This is a genomic window from Halopelagius inordinatus (genome assembly GCF_900113245.1).
Lineage (GTDB): Archaea > Halobacteriota > Halobacteria > Halobacteriales > Haloferacaceae > Halopelagius > Halopelagius inordinatus.
The window spans coordinates 331,709-356,742 of sequence record NZ_FOOQ01000001.1 but is presented as its reverse complement, the minus strand read 5'-3'; the positions used below and the strand labels follow the sequence as shown (position 1 = coordinate 356,742).

The following is a 25,034-nucleotide window of genomic DNA, read 5'->3' as shown; positions in this document are numbered from 1 at the left end:
GTATGGCTTCTGCACCGAACCCCGACGACGCACTGTTCGACCAGTTCTTGGACGACCGCGGCCACGAGGTGACAGAGTCCAACTGGGAGACGTCCTATAACAAAAAGCAGTGCCCGGACTGCGGTGCGTTACACGACCAGTCTGCCGACGACTGCGCGGTCTGCGGGTGGGACCCGCTCGCCTGAGTCAGGGTCGCGTTCGACAGAACTTCAGTATAAGATAAAGCAGGCTCTTTATCACCGATTAGGGCGTGAACGGGTACAATGACCGACTCCGACGCGACCGTCACTCGACTCTTCGGTGGACCGGGGAGCGGGAAGACGACCGCGCTTCTCGACCGAGTCGAGGGCATCCTCGAAGACGAAGAGACGACGATTCGCGACATTCTCGTCGTCTCGTACACCCGCGCTGCCGCCGCCGAGATTCGGGAACGACTCGCGGAACGACTCGACATCTCGCCGCGCGCACTGAAGGGCAACGTGGCGACGATGCACGCCAAGGCGTACGAACTCCTCGACCTCTCCCGTAACGACGTGGTCGGCGAGAAGGACAAGACGGAGTTCTGCGAAGAGTACGGCATCGAGTTCGAAGACCAGTACGGCGGGGCGGGCCGTCGAACTGCACGTTCGACGACGCTCGGAAACAAGATAATCGCGACCAGCCAGTGGCTTCAGCGAACCCGCCGCGACGTCACGGACTGGTACGACGTGCCGTTCCAATGGAACGTAGAGGAGGTTCGTCTCCCCCCGGACGTAGACCCCAACGCACAGGAGGGCAACAAGTACACGCCGACGTGGCCCTCCGACGACGACAGAGTGGACGTTCCGGAGGCCATCCGAGCGTGGCGTTCGTACAAGGGCGAACACGGACTCGTCGGCTTCGCCGACATGCTCGAACGGGTGCGACAGCGCTCTCTGGTCCCCCACGTCGACTACCTCGTCATCGACGAGTTCCAGGACATCACGACGCTCCAGTACGACGTCTACGAGGAGTGGAAACCGCACATGAAGCGCGTCCTCATCGCCGGCGACGACGACCAGGTCGTCTACGCGTGGCAGGGCGCGGACCCGAACCTCCTCTTGGACGCCGAACGCGACGAGGACGTTGTGCTTCCGAACTCCTACCGCCTGCCCTCCCGTATCCTGAACGTCGTCAATCAGGAGATTCGCCACATCGACAAGCGACAGGAGAAAGACCTCAAACCGCGCAAGGAGGGCGGAACCGTAGAGGGAATCCAGTCGCCGTCGATGCTCGACCTGGCGCGGAACGTCCGATACACCATCGAACAGAGCGAAGACGAAGAGAGCATCATGGTGCTGTTCCGCGCTCGCTACCAGATGTTTCAGTTCATCGACGAGTTCCTGCCGCTGGGGATGCCGTTCTCCGTGCTGACGGACCAGCGGATGTGGACCGACCGCCTCACGCAGTACGTCCGCGCCATAGAGAAGACCGAACGCGGCGACCCGGTGAACGGACTCGAAGCGCGCCGCCTCGCCGACATGCTGCAGGACTCCGCGTTCGGTTCGAACGAACGCGACGACCTGTTCGACCACATCGACGAGCAAAAAGAGGCCGCGGGCGTCGAAGACCTGACCGAAATCGAGATAGACAACGGCGTCATCTCCGACCACGCGCCGTTCCTCCCGCAGAGCGAGTCCGCGGGCGACATGGTCCGGAAGGTGACGTCCTTCCAGCGGAAGTCCATCGAGGCGTACTTCTCCGGGGAGTACCAGGACATGGACCCCAACCGCGTCCGCGTCGGTACCATCCACTCCGCGAAGGGTCGCGAGGCGGACCACGTGTTCGTCGCCACCGACCTCACCGAGAAGGTGGTCGAACAGATGGCCGCCTCCGTCGAGGACGAGGAGGTAGACGGCGTCGAGGAGTTCACCTCCACGACGAGTCCCGTCCCCATCCTGACGGACAACGAACGCCGCGTCTTCTACGTCGGCATGTCCCGCGCCAGAGAGCGTCTCGTCCTCTTGGAGAACCTCGTCTCCGGCGCGCCGACGCTTCCGGTGAGCGTCCTTTTGCACAACGAACTCCGCGAGGACCCGATCGAGGACCTCCTCGAAGAGGCCCAAGAGGAGGCGGAGACGCCGGCACCGGAACCGGACCCGTAACCGCGCGATGACGGACCGGCACTCGGAGGGCGAGGAGTCGTCTCTCGATGCGACGCCCGCCCCGACGACGACTCTCGACTTCCTCGACGACGCCCTCGCGGAGTCAGACGCGGCCGCGTTCGTCCACGTCGGCGACCGGTTCGACGACGACGTGCGGTATCTGACGCGCTTTTCGGGGCCGGACCGCGACTACGCGTTCGTCTACGTCGCCGACGGTCCAGAGGGCGGCGTCCTCTGTGCGCCGTCGCGCTTCGAAGGACAGGCCCGCCGGGAGTTCGGCGGCGAGGTTCGGACGGCGAACGCCGGCGACCCGGCGGGCGTCCGCGCCCGGGCCGTCCTCGACGACCTGACGGACGGGGAGGCGGTTCTCGCGCCGCAGTCGATTCCGCACGACGCGGCGGCGTACCTCGAACGCGGCGGGTACGACGTGACGTCGACGGGCGCCGTCGCCGCCGCCCGCGCGGTCAAGACCGACGCCGAACTCGACGCACTGAGGCGGGTGCAACGCGCCGCCGCGGGCGGGATGCGGCGCGCCGAGACGGTCCTCGCGGAGGCGTCGCCCGACGGGGACGAACTCGTCTGGGAGGGAGAACCCCTCTCGACGGAACGCCTTCGACGCGAGGTGAACGCCGAACTCGCGGCCCGCGGCGTGACCGACGCCGAGAACACCGTCGTCGGTGCGGGACCGACCTGTACCGACCTCCACTACCGAGGGACCGCGGCGGTTCGACCGGGCCAAACGGTGCTCGTGGACCTCTCGCCGCGCGGCCCGCACGGCTACTACGGCGATATCTCGCGGACCTACGTCGTCGACAGCGACGGCGGGTGGGAGCGCCGGGCGTACATCGCAGTCGAGTCGGCGTTAGACGTCGCTCTCGACACCGTCGAACCGGGCGTCCCCGCCCGGACGGTGCACGCCGAGGCGGCCGCCGAACTCGCCGCGTACGGGTTCGACCCCGAGGCGGCGGAGGGAGAGGCGGGGTTCACCCACGGAACCGGCCACGGCGTCGGCCTCTCGCTTCACGAGGGGCCGTCGCTCCGAGGAGAGGCGGAACTGCGGCCCGGGCACGCGTTCACGCTCGAACCGGGCGTCTACGACCCCGAACGCGGCGGCGTCCGGCTAGAAGAACTCGTCGTCGTCACCGAGGCGGGCGTCGAGATACTCCACGAGTACCCGCGTTCGTTCGCGCCGCGCGGCGAGTGAGACGCGGCGGCGACGCGAGACGGACAGTCACGTCTCGTCGTCGTCGGGTACCGTCACGGCCTTGCCGACCACCTTCTCGGCTATCGTCGCCGGGATGTCGCCGGGCGTCGTGAGGTAGTGCGGGAGCGCAACCATCAGTACGGCGACGGCGAGGAGGCCGCCGCCGAGCACCTGTTGTCCGGCCAAAAGCGTGTTCAGACCGAAGATACCGACCGGAATCGCGAATACGAGCGTCGCGGCCAGTTGTATCGTCCCCCAGATTCCGAGTCCCATCGTCTGTCGACCGTTCGCCTCCGGCGGTCAAAAACGCCGCGATACGACGCAGCGACGGCGTTCGGGGGTCCGGTCGGCGTCTCCCGTCGCGACACCCTCTCTCACCGGACGACGCCCGACGGGAGTTCGTCCGGGTCTTCGACGCCGAGGCCCGTCGTGACGACGAGTCTCAGCCCCCGCCGGACGGACATCTCGAGGTCGTACATCTCCGCGTCGGACGCCATGATGAGAGCCCCCGCCGTCGGGTTCGGACTGTGCGGGACGAACACCGTACAGAGCGTCTCCCCCGTCGCGTCCTCCGCCGCGTTCGGGCCGTCGTTCGTGACGAACCCGAGCGAGTACAGTCCCTCGCGGGGGTACTCGACGAGAACGACGCGTTCGAATCCCTCGCTCTGTCGCGTCAGCGACTCCGACACCTGCCGGACGCCGAAGTAGACGGTCCGAACCAGCGGAACGAGGCGAAGCCCGCGTTCGAAACCGCCGAAGAATCGCCGCCCGAGTTCGACCGAGGCGACGTAGCCGAGAACCGTCAGCGCGGACGCCAAGAGGACGGCGGCGACGAGTTGCGCGACGATTTCGATGTTTCCGGTGTACGCGGTCAGCCCCGCCGTTCGGACTATCGGGTTCAAAAGCAGGGTGAGCCTGTCGAACACGAAGTCGAGGACGAACACCGTGACGGCGAGGGGCGTGACGAGTAGCGTACCCGTGACGAAACTGCTCCGGAGGCGCGCGGCGACGTTCATCACGTCGGAGTGCGTGATAATGCGGCAAAAGTGTACGCCAGCCGAACCGCGAGCGCGGGTGAACGGGTTCGTGACGCTTTTCAATACTGAGACAGGAGGTCGAACCATGTTCACGGGCATCGTCGAGGGTGTCGGCGAAATCGTCGCGGCGAGCGAAGACGGCGGGGGACGGCGGCTTCGAATCCGTCCGGAGTTCGAGATAGACGACCTCCACCACGGCCAGTCGATAGCCGTCAGCGGAGTCTGTCTGACCGTGGAGACGTTCGACGACGAAGGGTCGTGGTTCGAGGTGTTCCTCGCCGCCGAGACGGTCGAGAAGACGTACCTCGGCGACGTTCGCGAGGGCGACGCGGTGAATCTCGAACGCGCCCTCCCCGCGGAGGGTCGCTTCGACGGCCACCTCGTGCAGGGGCACGTCGACACGACGACGACGATGGCGGCCGTCGAACGCGTCGGCGACGACTGGTGGTTCGAGTTCGCCCTCCCCGAGGGGTTCGGGCGGTACGTCGTCGAGAAAGGCTCCGTCACACTCGACGGAATCAGCCTGACCGTGGCCGACCGGTCCGACGAAACGCTGGCCGTCGCCGTCATCCCGACGACGTACGACCTGACGACGCTCTCTTCGAAGTCCGTCGGCGACCCGGTTCACGTCGAGGTGGACGTGGTCGCAAAGTACGTCGAGAACATGGTGTCGGGGTACGCAGAACGGATGGCGCGGGGCGCGTCAGCGTCCGACGCCGAGTAGCCTCGCTTCGAGTCGGGTCAGTCGTCCTGCGGGGCTTGGTCGCCGTAGCCCGTCGCGTCCGCATCGTGGTAGGCGTCGTTGTACCGTTTTATCTTTCTGAGGAGGTAGAGACCGAAGATGCCGTCGTAGATGAGGATGTAGACGAGGAACGACGTGAGACTGCCGAGGCCGGTGAACGTCGCGATTATCGCCGACCCGATGCCCACCGTCGAGTTGTACGTGGCGTGGACGAACGTGGCGATGAGGAGACCCTTGATGATTATCGGGCCGCGGGACCCGCGGTTGAACTTCGCGAGGCCGAGGTAGTACCCGGCGATGGCGGAGTAGATGACGTGTCCCGGCCCCGCGAGGGCGCGGACGGCCGTGATGCCGCCGCCCGCACCGATGAGGCCGAGGCCCAAGTCGAGTCCCTCCGTCGGGAGTTCGCGGGTGATGTAGAGGGCGTTCTCGATGGTGGCGAAGCCGAGTCCCGCCATCGCGCCGTACACCGCGCCGTCGACGACGGAACTGAAGCGTTCGTCCGTGTACGCAAAGAGGCGAACCGCGAGCAACTTCACCGTCTCTTCGACCGGACCGACGACGAGATAGAAGAACAGTACCGTGCCGACGAAGCCGAGGCCGCCGAAGTACGGCTTGAGATACCCGTTGAGAACGGCGGCGAAGTTCGCCGTGAGAACGCCAAGCAGGAACGTTCCGACGAGAAGCGACAGCGGTTCGTTCGTCGTCGCGTCGCTGTAGTAGACGTAGGCGGCGAGTCCGAGCGCCGGAATCGCCGAGAGCAGCGTCAAAATCCCCGTCTGTGGGTCCGTCAACGCCGCGAGGCCGCCGATACCGAGGAGCAAGAGGAGCGCCACTGCGACCACCGCGATGCGGGCGGAACCGGCCAGAACGCGGTAGATGAACACCGCGAGCCCGTCCACCGACGTTCGTTCCTCCCACGTGGAGATATCGTACAGGTCCGCGGAGTCGTCCGTCGCCTTTTGAACCGGGTCTCTCTTAGCCATCGTCCCAAAATGAATCCGACGCCGCGTAATTTCTTCGGCCACGTGAGCGAAAGACCGCACCGCCGCGACCGCAATCAGGGCAGTTGAAAAGGTCGGAGAGCGAACCTCGACGCATGCATTTCGACCCACGGACGCAGGCGGCCCTCCGCGAGGCGGGTCTCTCCGAGGAGGAGATTCGGTCGGCGTCGGACGCCGTGACCGACGCAGTCCGCCGCGACGCGGAGGCGTTGGAGTCGTTCTTCGAGGACGGACCGGTGTACTCCGACATGGACCGCGCACACAGCAGCGACGACGTCCACGAACACGAGGTGGAGTATCTCGACCTGTACACCCACGGCGGCGACCTGCGGGGATACCTCCGATTCGACTCGTGGGGCGCGTACGTCGAGGACGGCCGGGTCCTCTCCGAGGAGAAGGTCGAACTCACTCTCGGCCCGACGGTCCACGGCCGGGTGCGCTTCGCCCGCGGCCCGGACGCCCTGCGATGAGCGACGACGCAGACAGCGAACGCGGCGGGACGGACGTTCGCGTCCGCGTCCGCGGCATCTACACCACCGCCCTGACGCGCCGGTTTCTCCGCGCTGGGTACGAGGTGGTGCAGGCCTCAGAACCCATCCGCGACCGGTTCGACGCGGAGTTCGAGAGCGGCCACCACGAGGTGACAGTCGAGACGACGGGCGACAGACAGGGCGTCGGCGTCCACGGCGACGCCGAGGCGGTCGAAACCGTCGGGTCGCACCTCCGCGGCGTCGAAATCGACGCGTTCGAGTGGGACGACCCCGCGGTCCGCGGCGCGGTGTTCGACGCGCGAGTGACCGACACGCGGGGGTCCGGCGCGATATGCGCTCTCGGAGACGGAGCGGAGGGGTTTCTCCCGTTCCGAACGACCGACCGCCACGTGGAGGCGGGCGACGCCGTGCGCGTCCAGGTGCGCGCGTCCGAACCCCCGTGGAACGACCGCCGGGCGCAACTCGACACGGAGGTGCGCGCGGACGGCGGACTCGCCACCCTCGTCCGCGGCGGCGAGGGCGTTCGCGTGGACACGCGCGACGACGCCGCCGGACGGGAACTCGCGGGGATGACCGACCTGTTGGGCGTCTCCGCGCCCGAGGGGTGGGGTATCGAGTGGTCCCACGCGGCCACGGACGCGGACATGGACGCCCTCCGTACGTCGCTCGAACGGGCGACGGAGAGAGCCGAAACGCTCGAATCCGCCCTCGACGGGGCCGACGAGGTGGAACCCGCGCGCGAACTCGTCCGAACCGGTGCGGGGCGGTGGGTGTGGTTCGGTCGCGAGTCGCGATTCGAACTCGACTCGGACCGCCGCGAGGTGGAGACGACGATGCCCGGCCACCACCGCACGAAGGCCGCCTCGGAGTCCGCGAGTGCGGGCGTTGACTTCGCGGAAGCGCTCTGTGACCCGACGGGGGAGTTTCCGTTCGACGTGGTGACGCGGCAGTTCGGACCGGTCGAAGGCGACACCGTCGGCATCGGCCACGGGAAACCCGACGGGCGGCACATCACTCTCGGCCGCGGTGAGGTGGTCGAGTGGGACGCCGACGGAACCGTCTCGGTGAAACGGCAACTGACCGGCGGCGGCACGTACGACGCCCTCGGCGTCGCGCGCGAGTCCGGCGACACGGCCCTCACGAAGTTCCGCGAGGGTCGGTGGTGGTATCCGACCGTCTACCGGAGTTCCGAGAGCGAGGTGAAGGGAACGTACGTCAACGTCTGTACGCCGGTCGAATGTTTCCCGGACGAGATTCGGTACGTGGACCTCCACGTGGACGTGATAAAGCACGCCGACGGCACCGTCGAACGCGTGGACGACGACGAGTTAGACGACGCCGTAGAGAACGGAGTCATCTCGGAGGCGTTGGCCGAGAAGGCGCGGTCCGTCGCGTCGAGTCTGGAGACGGCGCTCTCGAAGTGAGTGGGACCCCGGAACGTCTCCGGGCGAACTTCTGCTAGCCCAACCGTTATCTCTCGCAAGGCCCCGAGTGCGGACATGGAACTCTCCGCCGTAGACCTCTCTCCGGTCCCCGACGACGGCACCGCGACGGACGCGTACGAAAACACCGTCGAAGCCGCGACGCAGGCCGAGCGACTCGGCTACTCGCGCTTTTGGGTGGCCGAGCACCACGGGATGGCCGACACCCTCGCCGGGACCACCCCCGAGGTGTTGCTCGGACGCCTCGCCGCCGAAACCGAGTCGATTCGCCTCGGGTCGGGGGCGGTGCTTCTCAACCACTACAGCCCGTTCAAGGTCGCGGAGGTGTTCGGGGCGTTGGACGCCCTCGCGCCGGGTCGCATCGACGCGGGACTGGGGCGAGCGAACGGGTCGGAGGCCGTCGATAGCGCCCTCGAGACCGAACGGTACGTCCGGAACCCCGACGAAGACCACAGAGAGAAGGTCGAAGCCGTCGTCAACCACCTCTACGACGACTACCCGGAGAGTCACGCGTACAGCGACCTACAGATTCCGCGGTCGGGCGCAGACGAACCGGACCCGTGGCTGCTCGGGTCGAGTCCGTCGAGTGCGGCGATGGCGGGCGAACTCGGGCTCCCCTACTGCTTTGCGGCGTTCATCCGCCCGCAGTTCGCCGCGCGCGCCTTCGAGGAGTACCGCGAGCAGTTCCGGTCGTCGCCGCTGGCAGGCGGGCGGGACGAACCGCGGGGGATGGTCGCGGTGAACGCCGTCTGTGCGGAGACCGACGAGGAGGCGGCGCGACTGCGGGCGGTGGCCGAGGCGTCGTTCAAGCGGATGCAACGAGGCGTCGTCGGCACCACGCCCTCCGTCGAGGAGGCTATCGACGAACTCGGCTTCGTGCCCGACCCGACGCCCGCGACGCTCGATTCCGACGAGTGGCCGCGGGCCATCTCCGGGAGTCCCGAGACGCTCTCGGGCCTGTTGGAGCAGCTCGCGGACCGCGTCGGCGTCGACGAGGTGATGATCCAGCACGTCCTCTCGGACCACGACGACGCACTCCGCTCTCACGAACTGCTCGCCGACGGCGTCGGACTGACGTCTCGGTGAAAAGGGTCAGGCGTCGGCGTAGAATCTCGCGAGGCCGCACTCCGGGCAGACGTGGCAGTTCAGGTACGTCCCCTTGAGGTCGAGTTTCCCCAAGAGACCGCCCTCGACGTCGATTCGGATTCCGTCGCCGCGGTAGGAGGTTTTGTGGTCTGTTTCGCGCATCTCGACGTCGCAGTCGGGGCAGGATGGCACGGTCCGAGGTTGCGGCCGGAGACTCAAAAGAACGGGTGCGAGACCCGACAGACCGAGACGCCGACTGCCGCGGATACCACAAAGATGTTGGCGCGAAGGGGAAAAGAGAGCATCATGGGTCTGAAGTCGGCGGTCGGTGGCGCGTTCGGCTATCTCTGCCTCGCCGTCGCCCTCGGAGCGACGCTCTGGGGACTGTGGCTCCTCGGAGAGACGCTCTGGCGGGGAGTGACCGAGGTTCGACTGTTCGCCACGATGGTCGCGTTCGGCTGTGCGGTGACGTTCGGGTTCTTCGGTTACTTCGTCAGGAAAGCCGTCGCCGGGCAGATACTCCCGATGGACGTGGACAGATCCGTCGCGTACCGCGGCGGGCGCTGAACGGCGTCGAGAGGGGAAGGGAATCGACGGCGTGAAATTCGGGAAGCAGTCGGTGGTGCGGTGGTCGTCTCGACCGTGCCGCGAGGCGAGCGAAGTTCCCGTGAGCCGAAGGCGAATGGGAGCACGGAAGAACGGAGTTCTTCCGGAGCGAGCCCTCGCGGAACTTTTTCGTCCGGCTTTTTGCACCGAGCGGTCGCGCTTCGCGCGACCCGAGGCGTAAAAAGGTGGGTTAGAAGTGATTCGGGGATTCGCTGCCGTACTGGAGTTCGCCTCCGCGTCCGCCTTCGACCGTGCTGCTGCCGTGGTCGCCGGAACTCGGCACCTTCACTTGGACGTCGTCTACCTCCTCGAAGTCCGTGATGAGGTCGGCTTTGATGTTGTCCGCGGTGATATCGCTGATGCCGCATCCGGCGCAGGCGCCGCCGAGTTCGACGACGACTTCGCCGCTCTCGGGGTCCGCTTTCTGGACGACGCTGTTTCCGCCGTGCATCTCGATGATGGGCATCTGTCCGACCATCCACGTCTCGACGCGTTCTTTCAGCGTCTCCCCGGAGTCACCATCGTCAGTCATTAGCAGGTTATTCGTGCCGCACCTACGGGTATGTTGCGGTTGTACTCGCGCCGAGTCGACACGAAGCGATGTGTGTCACGAACGACGTGTGTCTTTCCCGCCGTCAGCTCCGCTCGTAGCTTCGGCGCGGCGTCGGACGAGCCACCCGGCCACCGAGAGCGACCCCGCGGCGACGGCGGCGCCGAACCCGGGGGTCCGAGTCGCGGTTTCCGACCGGTCTCTCGTCTCGCCCGTCGCGGTGACGACGATGGACTCCGTCGTCTCCTCGCCCGAGAGGACCGTCGGCGGGTTCGCCTGTCGGCCCGCGTGGTCCGGGAACGTGTAGAGTCGAGCGGAGACGTCGTCGACGCCCATGCTGGAGGCGACGAAGAACCCCTCCCGTGCGCCCGGCGCGGCCAACTGCGCGCTCCAGAACCGCGCCTCGTCGGGGTTTCGCCACCACGAGATCTGTTTCGGCTCTCGCGGGTCGGAGACGTCGTGTCGCTTCACGCCGCCTTGGTACCACGACGAGTACAGTCGGCCGTCCCGAATCTGGAAGTTGTGCGCGGTGGTCCAGACGCCGCCGTACGTCGGGTCCGGCGACGGCGGCGGCGCGATGGTCGAGAGTCGTTCGGGCGCGGCGGGGTCCGACACGTCCCAGAGGTCGATTCCGGAGGGGCCGCCGACGTACGCCTCACCGGCGGTGCCCTCCTCCGTGGCGTTCTCGCTGGTCGCCGCGTCCTCGACGCGGCGGGCCCACGACTCTTTCCCCACGGCGAGGAGGTCACCGGACTCGTCGGTCGCCGAGTAGTGGTGGTTTCCCGGCGGAGCGGTCGGTCGCCCGCGGCGTTCGGACGGCGAGAGAGACGAGAGCGCCGTCGGGTCCGGTTCCTCGACGCTTCCGACCGCGGTCGGTGCGGCGGGGTCGGAGACGTCCACGAGCCACGTCCCGGCGTCCCAGAGGGACAGATGGGCCACGTCGCCTCGGACGAACACGTCGTGAAGCGGTCGAAGCGATGCGGGTACGTCGCTCCACGCCGGGTCCGCGTCGGAGAGCGACCACCGTCCGAGCGTCTCGCCGGACGCCGCATCGAGGAGGACGAGGGGGTTCTCCGCGCCGTCGTTGCCGGTGAGATAGACGACGCCGTCGCGGAGAAAGCAGTTGTGAATAGAGTACGTCGTCTCGTGGAAAGAGACGCGTTCGGGCGCGGCGGGGTCGGAGACGTCCGAGAGGAGGACGCCCGAGACGGCACCGGGGCGGGAGTTCGCCGGTCCGACGACCGCGAGCGTATCCGAGTCGGCGTCGAGATCGACGTCGTAAATCTGCCGGAGGGGGCCGGACTCGTGGTTCGAGAGGGGCTCTCGGACGTCCGCCAGAACCCGCGGTCGGTCGGGGACCGAGACGTCGACTGAGGCGTACCCCGTCGTCGTGGCGACGTACGCCACGTCGTCGTCGGAGGAGACGACGGCCTCTCTCGCACCCTCTAACTCGACGTAGCCGTACGGTTCGTACGGTCCGGGATGGGCTGTCACCGCCGACCCGAAGACGCCGACGCCGAGTACCGACCCGACGGCTTTCAGGGCGTCGCGTCGTCGCATGAATCGCACTGAGGCGCGCAGGGGGATAAGCGGTGTCTTCGATTCGCGTCTCGGACTACTCCGGTGCGCAGACGCGAGATGCGTCGGCGGGTCGGAGGGGTCGGACGGGTCAGACGGAGTCAGTCGGTCGCCTCGTTCTCGCCGACGGCCGGTCGGGTCTCCGCCAACGGCGTGCCGAGGAGGGACCCGCCGAAGGCGACTAACCAAAGCATCACCGGGTAGACGATCATCCGCTCGGTCCCGCCGTGGCCGATGGGTCCGAACGCCGCCGCGTTGCCGCCGTCGCCGATGGCCATGAGGAGTACGAAGGTGAGTCCGACCATGCCCGCGACGATTCCGGTCGCCTTCACGACGCCGCGGAGTCGGGTCGCACTCGCGAGAGCCTGCAGGTTGAAGAACAGGAACGCGACGAGGGCGAACAGGCCGTGGAGGCCGCCGGTGTCGAGCGGAAAGACGCCCGCTCCGACTGCGCCGACGCCGGCGAGTACGAAGACGGCCAGTATCCAACGCTCGCCGTGTACGCGGTAGAAGGCGTATCCCCCCGCGATATCGAGTAAGCCGGCGGCGACGAGCGAAGCGTTGAACAGCAACGCGGTCGGCGCGAGTACGCCGAGGTCGCTAATCGCGCCGCCGCCGAAGTCGTAGCCCGGTGCCATCGCCGCCGCGAGCATGATGACCGTGAGAAACTGGACGGCGAGGACGACGAACAGCGTCCCCGCGAGCGTTCGGGGGTCTGACGCCCTCTCGTGGAGTGTTCTCGTCGCTCTGTCGTACGCTCCACGTCTCGTTGTGGTCATGATAGATCACCGCCTAGTGAGACGCCTTCGACCGAGATGGCTTCGTAGGGTGGCTCTCGGCTTCCGAGAAGGGGTACGCGAGTCATTGCGCCATCACAGGCGCGACCGGTCACCCGTACCGCCTTCGGTACCCCCGACGAGTTCCCGCGCCCTTACAGGCGCGAACGGTCGCCCGTACCGCCTGCGGTGACCCCGGTGAATCGTCTCGTCCTACAGACGGGACCGGTCACCGGTGCCACCGGTCAACGCACTCGCGAGTGCACCCTGCACCACGACTTCGTCGCCGAGCGTCGTGAGTTCTATCTCGGGGACGTTGGTCATGACCATGTCGTCCATCCGGTCGCGAATCGGGTCGAGAATCTTCTCCGGGTTGTTGAGGGCGACGGCCCCGCCGACGTAGATGATGATGGGAGCGTACGCGTGGACGATGTTCGCGACGCCCATCGCGTTCCAGTGGCCGATTTGGTCGACGACGTAGGCGGCGAAGTCGTCGTCCTCGGCGTGTTCGAAGACGTCCACCGCCGAGAAGTCGGGGTCGTCTATCGGCATCGACGTCTCGACGTTTCTGTCGTCCTCGTAGAGATACTCGGCGTACCGGGGGATGTTGTTCCCCGAACAGTACCCCTCCCAGTGTCCGTCGTGGCCGCACCCGCAGGTCAAAAGCCCCTGAGGGTCGAGGGTCATGTGTCCGACTTCGCCCGCGTTACCGTCCCACCCGGAGAGCACCTCTCCGTCGACGCAGACGCCCGCGCCGACGCCCGAGGAGATGGTGAGATACACCATGTCGTCGGGGTTTCTGTCGCTGTAGAACCGTTCGCCGATGACGCCCGCGTTCGTGTCGTTGTGGAGATAGAGACGGTCCGTGTCGAGCAACACGGAGATGGGGCCGGTGAGCGGGATGCGGTCGATGGTGTCCGGGAGGTTCGCCGGGTTCTCGACTGCGCCTTCGGCGAGGTCCAACGGGCCGATGGCGGCGATGCCCGCGGCCGCCGCCTCGTCCGGTTCCACGCCGGCGTCGTCGCACGCCTCGCGGACGACGCGGAGGACGGCTTCCGTCACCGCGATACCGGTCGGACCGCGAGGCGTCCCGCTCTCTGCGTTGCCGATGATCGTGCCCTCGTCGTCGGCTACGACCGCGCGGACGTTGGTGGCGCCCAGGTCGACGCCCACGTAGTAGGCCATTGTTCGGATTGGTGTGTCCGCGATACTTAACTAAGCGGGTTCTTACCAGCGATTGGCAGCCTCCCTCGGAGCGCACGACTCCGCCGAAGATCGCACGACGGAGACGCCGTCGTCACTTCGTATCCGAGCGAACGAACGTCACCGGACAGGGCGAAGACAGCATGACTTCTTGGGCGACGCTACCGAAGACCGCTTTCCCCGCGGGCGACCGCTTTCGTCCGCCGACGACGACTCGGTCGGCGTCCACGTCTTTCGCGAGTTCGACGATGGACTCGCCGTGTTCGCCCACCGCGCCGCGGACTCGGTGTTGGACGCCCGCGTCGTCGAAGCGGCGTTGAAGCTCTCGGATCGAGGAGTGTCTGGCCGCCACGGCGTCCGCAGAGAGGTTCTCGGCGTCTCGGTCGAACTCCAAGTTGTCGATGGTGTCCTCGTACTCGGACTCTGTGAACACGTGCGCGATGACGACGCGCGACCCGGCGGGTTTCGCGACGTCTATCGTCTCTTCGGCCAGTCGTCCGAGTCTGTCGTGGTCGTCCCGCCCGACCGCCAAGAGGATGGTTTCGAGCGCCATACTGTACGTTCTACCTGCCGACGCTTAACGGTGCCGGATGTTTTTACTCGTATTAGAATAAATATTCAGATACTGGACGGCGGAGACCGGTTGTCGTGACGTGTGCTAACATTATGTAGTTTGCGCCGCCCGTGGGTTCTTTCGGCGGTCAGAGAGATGAAACCCTATGCTCACACCGGAGATAGCGGACCGAACCGTGCTCGTGACGGGGAGTTCTCGCGGAATCGGGCGGGAAATCGCCCTGGCGGCGGCGGAGGCGGGCGCGGAAGTCGCGGTAAACTACCACACGAGCGAAGACGCCGCAGACGACGTCGTCAGAGAGGCCACGGACGTGGGCGCGCCCGCGGCGACGGCGGTGCAGGGGGACGTGACGGACCCCGAGTCCGTCGAGGAGACGTTCGCGGCCGTCGAGTCCGAACTCGGGACGGTGGACGTCCTCGTCAACAACGTGGGGAGTTTCGCACCGAGCCACTGGGAGGAGGTGCCGTTCGAGACGTGGCGGCACGTGATGGCGACGAACTTCGACGGCACGGTGCTCTGTTCGCGGCGGGCGCTTCCGGCGATGCGAGAGCAAGGCTGGGGTCGTATCGTCAACATCGGCTACGCGGGAAGCGAGAAGGCCCTCGTCCACCCGAAGAACTTCCCGTACTTCGTCGCGAAGACGGGCGTTCTGATGTTCACGCGGATGCTCGCGAACGACACGATGGACGACGGCATCACGGTCAACGCGGTGTCGCCGTACGTCGTCGAGACGTCCGACGAGTTCCCCGACGACGCGCCTCGCGGGCGGTGGGCCACCGTCGAGGACGTCGCTCACGCGGTCATGTTCTTCCTCGACGAGGACAGCGGGTACGTGAGCGGAGAAAACGTCGAAATCGACGGCGGATGGCTACCCGAACGGCTCTGAACCGCCGATAGCCTCGTCCGCGAAACTCAGTAGTCCGGCGCGTCGTCTTCGACGTCTCGCTTCATCGAGTCGCGGCGGGACTTGGCGTCGCGACCGGTGGCTTCGAGGAGGAACTCGTTTTTCGCGCTGACGGCGTCTTGGGCGTGGTCTTCGAGTCCCTTGTCGAGGATCTCTTGGGCGTCGCGTTCGTCGAAGTGGACGGCGAGTTTGTCCTTCTTGCCGCTGTACTCCGCTGCACCGGCGACGATGCGCGTGAACACGGGGTTCTTCGGTTCGCCGACGACGTAGAGTTCGTGTCCGTCGTACTCCTCGGTACCCGTGATGGGGCCGAAGTAGTCTTCGATGAATCCTTCGAGATCAGGAACGCGTTCCTCCAGCGTCTCCCCGCGACGCATCTTGTACTGCTTCATAGCCGGTGATTTGACAGGGGACGGTTTACCTGTTTCGTCACTCGGTTCGTCTGGGTCTCTCTGTCAATCTGCTCAGCGCAAGCACCGGCGTCCGTCGGTCGGGATACGCCGGCTATCGGAGGCGGTCGGCGCGAGTCGTCGCCCGGCGACAGTACCGGGAGCGCCGCTTACAGTTGCCGCTCTGCGATGTAGCCCTTCTTGCACTCGGGACAGATGTCGCCGGCGCGCATCGACGACGCGCCCGCGGTTCGCGCGTGTCCGCAGTTCGGACAGTAAAACTCCACGCGTTCGTCGGGAACGTCGGCTTCGAGTTCGGTTTCCTCGTCGGCGCGAGTGAACCCCTCGTCCGAGGAAGCGACGCCGTCGATGGCGTCGCGCGACTCCGCGTGGCCGTTCGCCTCCGGCGTCAGACCGCCGCCGAACGCCACTTCCGCGGGCGTCCCGTCCGACGGTTCGGCGTCGAACCCCTCGTCTTCGCCCGTCTGTTCGGGCCACGGAGCGTTCGAACCGCTCTCGTCTGCGGGCGGCGATTCTCGGGCGGGCCACTCGCCGTGGCCGCGGTCGGCGGGCGTCTCGGCGTCACCGGAACGCGAGGCGCTCTGGTCGGCAGACGAGACGCTGTGCGTCTCGTCGGCGTCGATGAGTTCCGCGTCGTCGGTGACCGGTTCGCCGTCGCCGTCTCTGGGCAGGTCTTCGGGGATGTCCTCGGCCGCGGCGGACTCTTCTGCGGCGGCGGCGGGGTCCGCAGTCGTCTCCTCGGGCCACTGCGTCGAGTCGCGTTCGCCCTCCTCGTCGTCGTCGAGGATGACGGCGTCGTCTTCGTCGGGGTCCTGCGGCGGTTCGAAGTCGTCGTCCTCGTCGTCCGCGACGCCCGCATCGACGCCGACGTCCGCGGGCGAGGGACCGGACTCGACGGACGGAGCGTCGGGTTCGGCCTCCGAGATGTGCGAGGCGGGGTCCGAGTCGTCGGTCTCCCCTCTCACCGGTGTCGCGTCCGGCGCGGGCGAGGGGTCCGGCGCCGACGCCGCCCCCGGGGACGGCCCGCCCGAGGCACCGCCGTCGTCGAGTCCGACTTCGGAGGGCGACCGAATCGAGGTCACTTCCTTGTTCTCGCTGACGAGATGTTCGTTTTCGCACCGCTTGCAGACCTGCAGTTCCCGTATCGTGACGACGACTTCGTCGCCGTTCTCCTGGCGTTCGCGCTCTATCTCGGGGTCCCCGTATTCGTGCCCGAGTAGACGGCACTTTAGTCCCATTACCCGCTTTTCGGAAACTCAGCGACTAAAATGTACCCCCTCCGTCGGACGCGTGGCAGACGGACGCGCGGACTCGATATCTCCCGCTCGCGGGCGGTAAGAGTAAACCACCCGCGAACGTTGTACGCGCTATGAGAGCGCGGCGGGAGTTCCAAAACCGACGGGACATCGAGGTGGACGTACTCGATGCGTTAGTCGACCGTGCCGAAGAGGGGATGACGGTCTTCGAGTTGCGCGCCGCAGTCGACGCCGACATCGACACCATCGAGGACGCCCTCGCGAAACTGAAAGAGGACGGTCTCATCTCCGTCGAGAATCACCGCGAACGGGTCGCCATCCTCCCGGACGACCGGGTGATTCCCGACCCCGAAGAAGAGGAGATAGAAGAAGAACAGAGCTTCCTCGACGCCGTGCGCGAGAGGTTGGGTCTGTGACCGGCGCGACACGCGGACGTTTTCAGGGACGGGGACGGAGTATCGAGCGATGACGGTAGTCGAAGATTTGCACGCGGCCCACGGCGCGACGTTCGAGAAGCGAGGCGGCCGCGACGTGGTGTGCGACTACGGCCGTCCGTCGGTCGCTCACCGCGCCGTCCGCAACGGGGCGGGAATAATCGAGATGGGGTACGGCGTCGTCGTCGTCTCCGGCGACGACCGAGTCGAGTTCGTCGACGACACCGTCTCGAACCGCGTCCCCGACGAGGACGGACGGGGCGTCTACGCCCTGCTCTTGGACCCGCAGGGACGCGTCGAGACGGACATGTACGTCTACAACGCGGGCGAGCGACTGCTCTGTTTCACGCCGCCGGACCGCGCCGAACCGTTGGCCGACGACTGGTCCGGAAAGGTGTTCATCCAGGACGTGACCGTCCGCGAGGCGTCCGGGGAGTTCGGCGTCTTCGGCGTCCACGGACCCAAATCGACCGAGAAGGTCGCGAGCGTCCTCAAGAACGCCGCCGCGCCGGAACCCGCCCTGACGTTCGACCGAGGCGTCGTCGGCGGCGAGGGCGTGACCGTGATAGCGAACGACGGACTCACCGGCGACGAGGGGTACGAGGTGGTCTGCGCCGCCGACGCCGCCGAACGCGTCTTCGACACGCTACTGACGCAGGGGTCGGGCGCCGCGCCGTTCGGCTACGCGACGTGGGAGAGTCTCACCGCGGAGGCCGGAACCCCCCTCTTCGAGACGGAACTCGACGGACGCCTGCCGAACGTCCTCGGCGTCCGCAACGCCGTCGATTTCGAGAAGGGCTGTTTCGTCGGGCAAGAGGTCGTCTCCAAGGTAGAGAACCGCGGCCGACCGAGTTCCCGCCTCGTCGGCCTCGCGGCCGACGAACTCCCCGAGAGGGGCGACGCGGTTCTCGCCGACGGCGAGGAGGTGGGTGAGGTGACCCGCGCGGTGGAGAGTCCGTCTCTGGACCGCCCTATCGCCCTCGCGGAAGTCGAGTACGGCCTCGATTCCTCGGCGACGCTCTCGGTCGACCGCTCGGGTGACGGCGGCGCGGGCGGGGCCGTCGAGGCGACGCGCGAGGCGCTTCCGTTCTACGAGGGGACGGCCCGTTCCGCGCGCGTGCCGGCGTATCCCGACGACGAGGAGTGAGGTGCTGACGGCGTCGGTGACGGGACGGGCCGTTCCGGCAGTCAGCGACCGACGAGTTTTCCGAGATGTTCCCGCGAGAAAAACGACGTTGGCTTGTCCATGTGGACCGCGATTTCGCCCGACAGCGACCGTAGTCCGAGCTTCTGGACCGACTCGGGGAGCGAGTACGCCCGGCGAATCCAGTGACCGAGTGCGATTTCGCTCTGGAGTTCCTCGCGCCACGCCGACTCGTAGTCGCGGAGGGTCGCGGGGTCGTCGGGCGAAATCGTGGAGACGGCGCGGTCCGCGGCGGTCATGCCGTAGAGGATGCCGCCGCCGGTGAACGGTTTCGTCTGCGCGGCGGCGTCGCCGACGAGGAACGCCCGGCGCGTCGTCACGCGGTCCGGCGGGCCGATGGGAATCGCGCCCGAGCAGAAGTGGTCGGTCTCCACGTCGTACGCGTCGGTGAGGGCGTCGAACATCTCGTTTACCTCCGCGCCGGGCGGGGCGGCCAAACCGTACTCGACGCCCGCGTCGCCGCGCGGGATTCGCCACGCGAAGAAGCGCGGCACCGTGAGGTGGACGTCGACGAAGTCGCCGTCGTCCGGGTCGTCGTCGAACGCGAGGACGCCGTGGAGCGTCTCGCCCGGTTCGGGCAGGCCGACGGCGCGCCGGACGCGGGAGACGGGGCCGTCGCATCCGGCGACCATCTTGGCTTCGACGCTCAGCGTCTCGCCCGCCGCGGAGACCGTGAGTTCGACGCCGTCGTGTCGTTCGTCGATTCCGGTCACCGTGTGGCGTTCGCGGACGTCCGCGCCCGCCTCTCGGGCGCAGTCGGCGAGCGTCCGGTCGAGTTCGATCCGGTCTACGACGTTCGATACCTCTTGGCTCTTGTAGAACGGGTACGCGCGGGTCCCGGGTCCGCCGACGCGGAAGTTCGCGCCGTACACCCGGTTTTGGAGCAGACGGTCTTTCGACTCCTCGGGGACGTACTCCCAGATATCCGTGCTGACGTGGCCCGAACAGGCCAGTGGGGTGCCGACCGTCCCCTTCTCGAAGGCGACGACGTCGTACCCCGCTTCGGCGGCGCGTCGTGCGAAGCGCGCACCGGCGGGGCCGACACCGACGACGGCGAAGTCGTACATCGTTGTGTCGTATCGAACGGCCGGACAAATACCTTCTCCGTCCGCCCGGCGCGTTAGCCTCCGGTTGACCTCCGGTATGTCCGCGATAACTATTTTGACGGATGGAAATGACTAGCATATCATGCGCCGGGACGCCCTCCTCGCCGCCGCCCTCGCCCCCGTAGCGTTCACCAGTTACCTCCTCAGTCTCGGCGTCGCGGTCGGGACGGTCACCGGCGAGTCCCTCCTCGCGACGTCGCTCTACGTCGCCACGCTCTCCGGACTCGGCGTGCTCGTCGCCGAGACGCACGAGCGGGGGTTGTTGACTCCGCTGCCCGTAGCGACGGCGCTGTCGCTTCTCGTACCGTGGGTGGGGTTCGCGGTGCGCTTCGGCACCGTCGCTCCCGACTCGCTCACTCTCCTGCGGTTCCTTCCGAGCGTCCTCCTCGTGGCCGTACTCGTCCTCGCCGTCTCGGCTCTCGAATACGCCGCGACCGAACACCCGCGCGTTCGAGAACTGCTCGACGGGCAGACGGGAGCGGGTTCCATCGCCGTCGGCGTCGTCTACGCCGTGTCCGTGCTCGGCGCGTCGGGACTCCGTTTCGAGTCGCCGACGCTCCCCGCGATAGGTCTCTTGCTTTGGGTCGCGGGCGGACTCCTCGTCCTCGGGACGGTGCCGGTGTACGTCGGCATCCGCCTGAACCGACTGTCGCCGCCCGCCGTCCTCGCGGCGGGACTCGCTCTCGTCGTCGTCACCCCGTCGAGCGGTCGGTTCCCGCTGGGCGCTCTCTACGCTATCGGCTGGGTTCTCCCCCTCGGAGTCGCCCTCGTCGCCGCCGCCGCCGAGAGTCGCGTCCGCCACTACGAGGCCGGTGACCCGAGTCCGCGACTCTGAGTCGGGTCACTCCCCGACTGCCAGTCCGCGCGGCGTCTGTCGTTCGAACGCTTCGCTCCACGAGACGCCGAGGCGCGCCCACGAATCGCCGCCGTCCGCCGTCCGGTAGAGGCCCCGGTTGTGAAGCGCGTAGAACACCCCCGCGGAGTCGCCGCGGGCGAGAACGGCGCGAAGGACGCCCTCGCCCGTCGGAACCCCTCGGCCGTCGAGTCGTTCCCACGCGCCGTCGCCCCGGCGTCGGTAGAGGTACGACTCCGCTCTGTCGGCGTTGTGCGCGACGCGGGCGCTCTGGGCCGACGAGAGGAGAACGAGCGTCGGGTCCGCCGACTCGACGGCGACGCTCCAACAGTAGCGGTGGTCGAGTCCGTCGTGGGGGTGGTCCCACGTCTCGCCGCCGTCCGCCGTCTCCGCGTATCCGTCGCCCGCGGCGGCCCACGCCCGTCCGGGCGCGTCGGGATGCGTCGCGAGCGAGTGGTTGTCGCGCCGGGCCGAGGGGACGCGGTCCTCCCACGTCTCGCCGCCGTCGCGCGTCCGAACGAGGGCACCGGCTTCGACGCCGACGTAGAGGTGGTCTGGGTCGGCCGGGTCCGGTTCTATCCACCGGACGTGGTGAGTGTGAGGCCGCGGCGGGAACGACCACGACGACGCCGAGGGAAGGTCGGTGAGGCCGGGTCGTCGCTCCCACGTCCGCCCGTCGTCTCCGGAGCGATACACCGCGCTCGGTTCGGTCCCCGCCCACCACTCGCCCGGCCGTCCGCCGGCGACGATAGCCGTCACCGAGTCCGGGAGGCCCGAGGCGCGCGTCCACGTCTCTCCGCCGTCTGCGGTCCGAAACAGTCCGTCGTCGAACGTGGCACAACAGGCCGTCCCGTCGCCGACGTCGATTCCTTCCACGTCGTGTCCGTCGAGGTGGGCGCTCGTTTCGAGGTCCGAATCCGTATCGTCGGCGTCGCGGACGACGAGGAGGGCTTCGCGGAGGGCGGCGTAACAGGTCGTCATGCGAGCACGTAGCACGTCGAGCACGAAAAACGGTCACCCCGCGAACGACTCGTCGGCGCGCCCCGCGGCGTTCGCGCCTCAGAGTATCAGAGTAGATAATAGAACCCCTAGATTGATTCGGTCGGTGTCCGATTCGAACAGACGATGTCTTTCTCCCCGAACTGGACGGCACGGTACGCCGCGGGAATGGGGTCGCTCGTCGTAGGCGGATTCTGGCTCGCAGGATTGATGCTGTCGCTCGACGCGGACTTCGGACGGGGCGGACTGCTCGCGAAGGCCGTCGGCGTCTTCGGCCTCGGCGTCTCTCTGTTCGCGGCCGTCATCCTTCTCGCGACGGGGGAGTGACCGGTCCGCGGGTCAGTCGTCGCTCGCCACTTTCGCGGGTTTGCGACGGTCGGACCGCGGCCCGTCGATATCCACCGCGGGAAGTAAGTCGCGGAGATACCGACCCGTGTGAGAGGCGTCGGTGCGCGCGACGTCCTCGGGGGTGCCGACGGCGACGACGTCGCCGCCGTTCTCGCCGCCCTCCGGGCCCAAGTCGAGGACGGTGTCGGCGTTCTTCACCAAGTCGAGTTCGTGTTCGACGACCACGACGGTGTTGCCGTTGTCGGTGAGTCGTTGGAGCACGTCGATGAGTTTCCGTTCGTCCTCCTTGTGGAGACCCGTCGTCGGTTCGTCGAGGAGATAGAGCGTGTCGCCGGTCTGCTTTTTGCCCAACTCCTCTGCGAGTTTGACTCGCTGGGCTTCGCCGCCCGAGAGGGTGGTCGATGGCTGTCCGAGCGTCATGTAGTCTAACCCCACGTCCTTCAGGAGTTGGAGGCGGCGGCGAAGTTGCGAGTTCGCCTCGAAGAAATCGAGGGCCTCCTCGACTTCCATCTGCAACACGTCGGCGATGGTCTTGCCCTTGTACGTCACGTCCAACGTCTCGTCGTTGTAGCGCGCGCCGCCGCACTCCTCGCAGGGGACGTACACGTCGGAGAGGAAGTTCATCTCTATCTTCACGTCGCCCTGCCCGCCGCAGGCCTCACAGCGCCCGCCTTTGACGTTGAACGAGAAGCGACCCTTCTCGTAGCCGCGCTGTTTGGCCAGTTTCGTCTCCGCGAACAGTTCGCGGACGTAGTCGAAGACGCCGGTGTACGTCGCGGGGTTCGACCGCGGCGTGCGGCCGATGGGCGATTGGTCGATGAGACGCACCGTCTCGATGTTCTCCATCCCCTCTATCGCGTCGTGGTCGCCGGGGTCTACGGACGTGTTGTCGTTCATCTCGCGGGCGAGTCCCTTGTAGAGGATGTCGTGCATCAGCGTGGACTTGCCCGACCCGGAGACGCCGGTGATGGCCGTGAACTGGCCGACGGGGATGGAGACGTCGAGGTCCTTCAGGTTGTGCTGTCGCGCCCCGCGGACCGTCAGTTCGGCGTCGGAGGTGCGGCGGTCCTCGGGGACGGGTATCTCCTTTTCGCCGGAGAGATACTCCGCTGTGACGGAGTCGTCGGCGGCGACGATGTCGTCGAAGTCGCCCTGTGCGACCACTTCGCCGCCGCGACTGCCGGGACCGGGACCCATGTCGATAATCTCGTCCGCGCGCCGCATCGTCTCCTCGTCGTGTTCGACGACGACGAGGGTGTTCCCCAAGTCGCGGAGACCGCAGAGCGTGTTCAGGAGGCGGTCGTTGTCGCGTTGGTGGAGGCCGATGGAGGGTTCGTCCAGAACGTAGAGGACGCCCACGAGACCGGACCCCACCTGCGTGGCGAGGCGGATGCGCTGGCTCTCGCCGCCCGAGAGGGTGGCCGCCTCGCGGTCCAAGGTGAGATATTCGAGGCCGACTTCCTCCATGAAGCCGAGGCGGGCGCGAATCTCCTTTACGATCTCCTCCGCGATGGTTCGGTCCCGTTCGCCGAGGTTCGCCTCCAGTCCCTCGAAGTGCTCTACGGCGTCGCCGATGCTCAGGCGGTTGACCTCGGTGATGGACGTCCCGTCCACGAGGACGTGTCTCGACTGCTCTTTCAGGCGCGTCCCGTCGCACTCGGGACAGGTGGTGACGGCCATGAACTCCTCTATGTGCTCGCGCGTCCGGTCGGAGTCCGTCTCGACGTGGCGGCGTTCGAGGTTCTCGACGACGCCCTCGAACGGTTGCTCCTTCCTGCGGACGCCGTTTTTCGTCGACCACTCGAACACCACGTCCTCGTCGGTGCCGAACAGGAAGGCGTCCTGCACCTCCTCGGAGAGGTCCTCGAACGGCGTGTGCACGGAGACGCCGAAATGTTCCGCGACGTTGTCTATCTGCCGGCGGTAGTACGTTCGGTTGTACGACCACGGCTCGAAGACGTTCTTCAGGGGTTTCGAGGGGTCCTCGACGATGAGGCGTTCGGACACCTCCTTCGTCTGGCCGAGTCCCTCACACTCCGGACACGCGCCGTGCGGACTGTTGAACGAGAACGACCGCGTCTCGACTTCCGAAAACCGGAAGTCGGAGTTGGGGTTGCCGAGTTCCTCGGAGAACTCCAAGACCAGTCTGTCGTCGCCGTCGCCCGCGAGCGACCCGGTCGAACGCGTGTTCGAGGCGACGGCGACGTCCTCCGGCGGGTCGGGGACGATTATCTTCAGCACGCCGTCCGCCTCGTCTAACGCCGTCTCGACGCTGTCGGTGATGCGCGACCGAGCGTCCGGCGCTATCTTCACCCGGTCGACGACGACGTCTATCGTGTGGTCGTAGTTCTTGTCGAGTTCGGGCCGTTGGACGGTGAGGTCGTACGACTCGCCGTCCACTTCGACGCGGGCGTAGCCGTCGGCGACGAGTTCGTCGAACAGGTCCTCGAACGCTCCCTTCTGGTCGCGGACGACGGGCGCGACGATTTTCGCTCGCGTCCCCTCGGGGAGAGAGAGAATCTGTCGGACCATATCCTGAGCCGACTGTTCGCCCACCTCTTCGCCCGTGACGGGGTCGTACTGCGTCCCCACCCGCGCGTAGAGGAGGCGGAGGTAGTCGTGTAGTTCGGTGACCGTCCCGACGGTCGAACGGGGGTTGTTGGCTCCGTTCTTCTGGTCGATGGAGATGGCGGGCGACAGTCCCTCGACGGATTCGACCTGCGGTTTGTCCATCTGCCCGAGGAAGTTCCGGGCGTACGCGGACAGCGATTCGATGTAGCGGCGTTGTCCCTCCGCGTACACCGTGTCGAACGCCAGCGACGATTTCCCCGACCCCGAAAGCCCCGTGACGACCGTAAACGCCTCCCGCGGAATCCGGACGTCGAGGTCCTTCAGGTTGTGTTCTTCGGCTCCTCGAACCTCGATGAAGTCCTTACTCATCTACGTTCAGAGAGGGGATGACGGCGTGAAAAGCCGTCGGTTCACGGGGTACGGCAACACGCTTCGCGGTCGGTATTCGGCGGGAGTACCGCGCGTCGTTCGACGCTCCGAGTCCCGCTCTTGCATTAAAAATCAACCTCCCCCGCAGCTGACGCGGTCAGGGG

The 25,034-nt window shown here is 67.0% G+C and carries 27 protein-coding genes; 13 read left to right on the top strand and 14 right to left on the bottom strand.

The genetic code is table 11. The features are described 5' to 3' along the window. Positions 1-2 precede the first annotated feature (2 nt). From BM167_RS01905 to BM167_RS01895, 3 genes are all read left to right on the top strand, one after another. Positions 3-185: an HVO_0416 family zinc finger protein gene (locus tag BM167_RS01905; RefSeq protein ID WP_092887939.1), complete on the top strand. Its 183-nt coding sequence runs from the start codon at positions 3-5 to the stop codon at positions 183-185. A gap of 78 nt (positions 186-263) precedes the next feature. Further along, complete coding sequence (locus BM167_RS01900) at positions 264-2,123, top strand: UvrD-helicase domain-containing protein (protein ID WP_092887936.1); 1,860 nt, start codon at positions 264-266, stop codon at positions 2,121-2,123. Between the two features lie 7 nt (positions 2,124-2,130). Further along, a complete protein-coding gene (locus BM167_RS01895) occupies positions 2,131-3,327 on the top strand; it encodes a M24 family metallopeptidase (RefSeq protein ID WP_092887933.1) in 1,197 nt (398 codons plus the stop codon). Between the two features lie 27 nt (positions 3,328-3,354). Here the strand turns inward: BM167_RS01895 and BM167_RS01890 are convergent, their stop codons facing one another. Beyond that, a complete protein-coding gene (locus BM167_RS01890) occupies positions 3,355-3,600 on the bottom strand; it encodes a DUF7533 family protein (RefSeq protein ID WP_092887930.1) in 246 nt (81 codons plus the stop codon). A gap of 101 nt (positions 3,601-3,701) precedes the next feature. Next, complete coding sequence (locus BM167_RS01885; protein WP_092887928.1) at positions 3,702-4,343, bottom strand: DUF502 domain-containing protein; 642 nt, start codon at positions 4,341-4,343, stop codon at positions 3,702-3,704. A 106-nt stretch (positions 4,344-4,449) separates the two neighbouring features. On the opposite strand from BM167_RS01885, the gene BM167_RS01880 reads away from it, so the two are divergent. Further along, a complete protein-coding gene (locus BM167_RS01880; RefSeq protein WP_092887925.1) occupies positions 4,450-5,088 on the top strand; it encodes a riboflavin synthase in 639 nt (212 codons plus the stop codon). A gap of 17 nt (positions 5,089-5,105) precedes the next feature. On the opposite strand, the gene BM167_RS01875 is transcribed toward BM167_RS01880, so the two are convergent. Further along, on the bottom strand, positions 5,106-6,092 hold the full coding sequence (locus BM167_RS01875; protein WP_092887922.1) for a PrsW family intramembrane metalloprotease: 987 nt from the start codon (positions 6,090-6,092) through the stop codon (positions 5,106-5,108). Between the two features lie 113 nt (positions 6,093-6,205). Between BM167_RS01875 and BM167_RS01870 the strand changes: the two genes are divergently transcribed. The 3 genes from BM167_RS01870 to BM167_RS01860 all read left to right on the top strand — a co-directional run bounded on the left by BM167_RS01870 (position 6,206) and on the right by BM167_RS01860 (position 9,129). Continuing rightward, a complete protein-coding gene (locus BM167_RS01870; protein WP_092887919.1) occupies positions 6,206-6,580 on the top strand; it encodes a DUF7532 family protein in 375 nt (124 codons plus the stop codon). Continuing rightward, positions 6,577-8,025 (top strand): ribonuclease FAU-1 family protein, encoded by a 1,449-nt coding sequence (locus tag BM167_RS01865; RefSeq protein WP_092887916.1) that lies wholly within the window; start codon positions 6,577-6,579, stop codon positions 8,023-8,025. Before BM167_RS01870 ends, BM167_RS01865 begins: the two co-directional genes overlap by 4 nt. A 75-nt stretch (positions 8,026-8,100) precedes the next feature. After that, the gene (locus BM167_RS01860; RefSeq protein ID WP_092887913.1) at positions 8,101-9,129 is read left to right on the top strand and encodes an LLM class flavin-dependent oxidoreductase; all 1,029 of its coding nucleotides are present in this window, start codon (positions 8,101-8,103) and stop codon (positions 9,127-9,129) included. 6 nt (positions 9,130-9,135) lie between these two features. Here BM167_RS01860 and BM167_RS01855 read toward each other — a convergent pair whose 3' ends face one another. Next, on the bottom strand, positions 9,136-9,321 hold the full coding sequence (locus BM167_RS01855) for a hypothetical protein (protein WP_092887910.1): 186 nt from the start codon (positions 9,319-9,321) through the stop codon (positions 9,136-9,138). A gap of 84 nt (positions 9,322-9,405) precedes the next feature. Here BM167_RS01855 and BM167_RS01850 point away from each other — a divergent pair, with 84 nt between their 5' ends. After that, positions 9,406-9,696 carry a hypothetical protein gene (locus BM167_RS01850; protein WP_245781289.1) on the top strand — a complete coding sequence of 97 codons (291 nt, stop codon included), beginning with the start codon at positions 9,406-9,408 and terminating at the stop codon, positions 9,694-9,696. A gap of 229 nt (positions 9,697-9,925) precedes the next feature. Here BM167_RS01850 and BM167_RS01845 read toward each other — a convergent pair whose 3' ends face one another. The 5 genes from BM167_RS01845 to BM167_RS01825 form a co-directional block, all read right to left on the bottom strand. Next, on the bottom strand, positions 9,926-10,267 hold the full coding sequence (locus BM167_RS01845; RefSeq protein ID WP_092887904.1) for a NifU family protein: 342 nt from the start codon (positions 10,265-10,267) through the stop codon (positions 9,926-9,928). A gap of 75 nt (positions 10,268-10,342) precedes the next feature. Then, complete coding sequence (locus BM167_RS01840; protein ID WP_092887900.1) at positions 10,343-11,845, bottom strand: LVIVD repeat-containing protein; 1,503 nt, start codon at positions 11,843-11,845, stop codon at positions 10,343-10,345. 119 nt (positions 11,846-11,964) lie between these two features. Beyond that, the gene (locus BM167_RS01835) at positions 11,965-12,642 is read right to left on the bottom strand and encodes a DUF998 domain-containing protein (protein WP_092887897.1); all 678 of its coding nucleotides are present in this window, start codon (positions 12,640-12,642) and stop codon (positions 11,965-11,967) included. Between the two features lie 210 nt (positions 12,643-12,852). Continuing rightward, positions 12,853-13,824, bottom strand: coding sequence for an ROK family protein (locus tag BM167_RS01830; RefSeq protein ID WP_092887894.1), 972 nt, complete (start codon positions 13,822-13,824; stop codon positions 12,853-12,855). 112 nt (positions 13,825-13,936) lie between these two features. Next, positions 13,937-14,395, bottom strand: coding sequence for a universal stress protein (locus BM167_RS01825; RefSeq protein WP_092887891.1), 459 nt, complete (start codon positions 14,393-14,395; stop codon positions 13,937-13,939). 166 nt (positions 14,396-14,561) lie between these two features. Between BM167_RS01825 and BM167_RS01820 the strand changes: the two genes are divergently transcribed. Continuing rightward, complete coding sequence (locus BM167_RS01820) at positions 14,562-15,302, top strand: SDR family NAD(P)-dependent oxidoreductase (RefSeq protein ID WP_092887888.1); 741 nt, start codon at positions 14,562-14,564, stop codon at positions 15,300-15,302. Between the two features lie 26 nt (positions 15,303-15,328). On the opposite strand, the gene BM167_RS01815 is transcribed toward BM167_RS01820, so the two are convergent. Both BM167_RS01815 and BM167_RS01810 read right to left on the bottom strand, forming a co-directional pair. Further along, positions 15,329-15,712 (bottom strand): DUF5611 family protein, encoded by a 384-nt coding sequence (locus tag BM167_RS01815; RefSeq protein WP_092887885.1) that lies wholly within the window; start codon positions 15,710-15,712, stop codon positions 15,329-15,331. Between the two features lie 167 nt (positions 15,713-15,879). Continuing rightward, positions 15,880-16,968: a DUF7093 family protein gene (locus BM167_RS01810; RefSeq protein ID WP_092887883.1), complete on the bottom strand. Its 1,089-nt coding sequence runs from the start codon at positions 16,966-16,968 to the stop codon at positions 15,880-15,882. A 131-nt stretch (positions 16,969-17,099) separates the two neighbouring features. On the opposite strand from BM167_RS01810, the gene BM167_RS01805 reads away from it, so the two are divergent. Further along, positions 17,100-17,402: a DUF6432 family protein gene (locus BM167_RS01805; protein WP_092887880.1), complete on the top strand. Its 303-nt coding sequence runs from the start codon at positions 17,100-17,102 to the stop codon at positions 17,400-17,402. Positions 17,403-17,451: 49 nt separating this feature from the next. Continuing rightward, positions 17,452-18,567, top strand: coding sequence for a CAF17-like 4Fe-4S cluster assembly/insertion protein YgfZ (gene ygfZ / locus BM167_RS01800; protein WP_092887877.1), 1,116 nt, complete (start codon positions 17,452-17,454; stop codon positions 18,565-18,567). 41 nt (positions 18,568-18,608) lie between these two features. Here the strand turns inward: ygfZ and BM167_RS01795 are convergent, their stop codons facing one another. Beyond that, entirely contained in the window at positions 18,609-19,691 is a 1,083-nt protein-coding gene (locus tag BM167_RS01795; RefSeq protein ID WP_092887874.1) for a geranylgeranyl reductase family protein, read from the bottom strand. Between the two features lie 121 nt (positions 19,692-19,812). Between BM167_RS01795 and BM167_RS01790 the strand changes: the two genes are divergently transcribed. After that, entirely contained in the window at positions 19,813-20,565 is a 753-nt protein-coding gene (locus BM167_RS01790) for a hypothetical protein (RefSeq protein ID WP_092887872.1), read from the top strand. A 6-nt stretch (positions 20,566-20,571) separates the two neighbouring features. Here the strand turns inward: BM167_RS01790 and BM167_RS01785 are convergent, their stop codons facing one another. Then, complete coding sequence (locus BM167_RS01785; RefSeq protein WP_092887869.1) at positions 20,572-21,564, bottom strand: WD40/YVTN/BNR-like repeat-containing protein; 993 nt, start codon at positions 21,562-21,564, stop codon at positions 20,572-20,574. A gap of 144 nt (positions 21,565-21,708) precedes the next feature. On the opposite strand from BM167_RS01785, the gene BM167_RS01780 reads away from it, so the two are divergent. Continuing rightward, positions 21,709-21,909: a hypothetical protein gene (locus BM167_RS01780; protein ID WP_092887867.1), complete on the top strand. Its 201-nt coding sequence runs from the start codon at positions 21,709-21,711 to the stop codon at positions 21,907-21,909. A gap of 12 nt (positions 21,910-21,921) precedes the next feature. On the opposite strand, the gene uvrA is transcribed toward BM167_RS01780, so the two are convergent. Next, on the bottom strand, positions 21,922-24,870 hold the full coding sequence (gene uvrA, locus BM167_RS01775) for an excinuclease ABC subunit UvrA (protein ID WP_092887864.1): 2,949 nt from the start codon (positions 24,868-24,870) through the stop codon (positions 21,922-21,924). Between the last annotated feature and the right edge of the window lie 164 nt (positions 24,871-25,034).

Excerpts from the sequence above, each read along its gene's own strand:
- BM167_RS01860 (WP_092887913.1), top strand. The coding sequence starts at position 8,101 with ATGGAACTCTCCGCCGTAGACCTCTCTCCGGTCCCCGACGACGGCACC.
- BM167_RS01845 (WP_092887904.1), bottom strand. The coding sequence starts at position 10,267 with ATGACTGACGATGGTGACTCCGGGGAGACGCTGAAAGAACGCGTCGAG.
- BM167_RS01900 (WP_092887936.1), top strand. The coding sequence starts at position 264 with ATGACCGACTCCGACGCGACCGTCACTCGACTCTTCGGTGGACCGGGG.
- BM167_RS01905 (WP_092887939.1), top strand. The coding sequence starts at position 3 with ATGGCTTCTGCACCGAACCCCGACGACGCACTGTTCGACCAGTTCTTG.
- BM167_RS01865 (WP_092887916.1), top strand. The coding sequence starts at position 6,577 with ATGAGCGACGACGCAGACAGCGAACGCGGCGGGACGGACGTTCGCGTC.
- BM167_RS01825 (WP_092887891.1), bottom strand. The coding sequence starts at position 14,395 with ATGGCGCTCGAAACCATCCTCTTGGCGGTCGGGCGGGACGACCACGAC.
- uvrA (WP_092887864.1), bottom strand. The coding sequence starts at position 24,870 with ATGAGTAAGGACTTCATCGAGGTTCGAGGAGCCGAAGAACACAACCTG.
- BM167_RS01780 (WP_092887867.1), top strand. The coding sequence starts at position 21,709 with ATGTCTTTCTCCCCGAACTGGACGGCACGGTACGCCGCGGGAATGGGG.
- BM167_RS01840 (WP_092887900.1), bottom strand. The coding sequence starts at position 11,845 with ATGCGACGACGCGACGCCCTGAAAGCCGTCGGGTCGGTACTCGGCGTC.
- BM167_RS01795 (WP_092887874.1), bottom strand. The coding sequence starts at position 19,691 with ATGTACGACTTCGCCGTCGTCGGTGTCGGCCCCGCCGGTGCGCGCTTC.
- BM167_RS01805 (WP_092887880.1), top strand. The coding sequence starts at position 17,100 with ATGAGAGCGCGGCGGGAGTTCCAAAACCGACGGGACATCGAGGTGGAC.
- BM167_RS01880 (WP_092887925.1), top strand. The coding sequence starts at position 4,450 with ATGTTCACGGGCATCGTCGAGGGTGTCGGCGAAATCGTCGCGGCGAGC.
- BM167_RS01820 (WP_092887888.1), top strand. The coding sequence starts at position 14,562 with ATGCTCACACCGGAGATAGCGGACCGAACCGTGCTCGTGACGGGGAGT.
- BM167_RS01835 (WP_092887897.1), bottom strand. The coding sequence starts at position 12,642 with ATGACCACAACGAGACGTGGAGCGTACGACAGAGCGACGAGAACACTC.
- BM167_RS01785 (WP_092887869.1), bottom strand. The coding sequence starts at position 21,564 with ATGACGACCTGTTACGCCGCCCTCCGCGAAGCCCTCCTCGTCGTCCGC.
- ygfZ (WP_092887877.1), top strand. The coding sequence starts at position 17,452 with ATGACGGTAGTCGAAGATTTGCACGCGGCCCACGGCGCGACGTTCGAG.
- BM167_RS01830 (WP_092887894.1), bottom strand. The coding sequence starts at position 13,824 with ATGGCCTACTACGTGGGCGTCGACCTGGGCGCCACCAACGTCCGCGCG.
- BM167_RS01815 (WP_092887885.1), bottom strand. The coding sequence starts at position 15,712 with ATGAAGCAGTACAAGATGCGTCGCGGGGAGACGCTGGAGGAACGCGTT.
- BM167_RS01790 (WP_092887872.1), top strand. The coding sequence starts at position 19,813 with ATGCGCCGGGACGCCCTCCTCGCCGCCGCCCTCGCCCCCGTAGCGTTC.
- BM167_RS01890 (WP_092887930.1), bottom strand. The coding sequence starts at position 3,600 with ATGGGACTCGGAATCTGGGGGACGATACAACTGGCCGCGACGCTCGTA.
- BM167_RS01810 (WP_092887883.1), bottom strand. The coding sequence starts at position 16,968 with ATGGGACTAAAGTGCCGTCTACTCGGGCACGAATACGGGGACCCCGAG.
- BM167_RS01850 (WP_245781289.1), top strand. The coding sequence starts at position 9,406 with ATGTTGGCGCGAAGGGGAAAAGAGAGCATCATGGGTCTGAAGTCGGCG.
- BM167_RS01875 (WP_092887922.1), bottom strand. The coding sequence starts at position 6,092 with ATGGCTAAGAGAGACCCGGTTCAAAAGGCGACGGACGACTCCGCGGAC.
- BM167_RS01895 (WP_092887933.1), top strand. The coding sequence starts at position 2,131 with ATGACGGACCGGCACTCGGAGGGCGAGGAGTCGTCTCTCGATGCGACG.
- BM167_RS01885 (WP_092887928.1), bottom strand. The coding sequence starts at position 4,343 with ATGAACGTCGCCGCGCGCCTCCGGAGCAGTTTCGTCACGGGTACGCTA.
- BM167_RS01870 (WP_092887919.1), top strand. The coding sequence starts at position 6,206 with ATGCATTTCGACCCACGGACGCAGGCGGCCCTCCGCGAGGCGGGTCTC.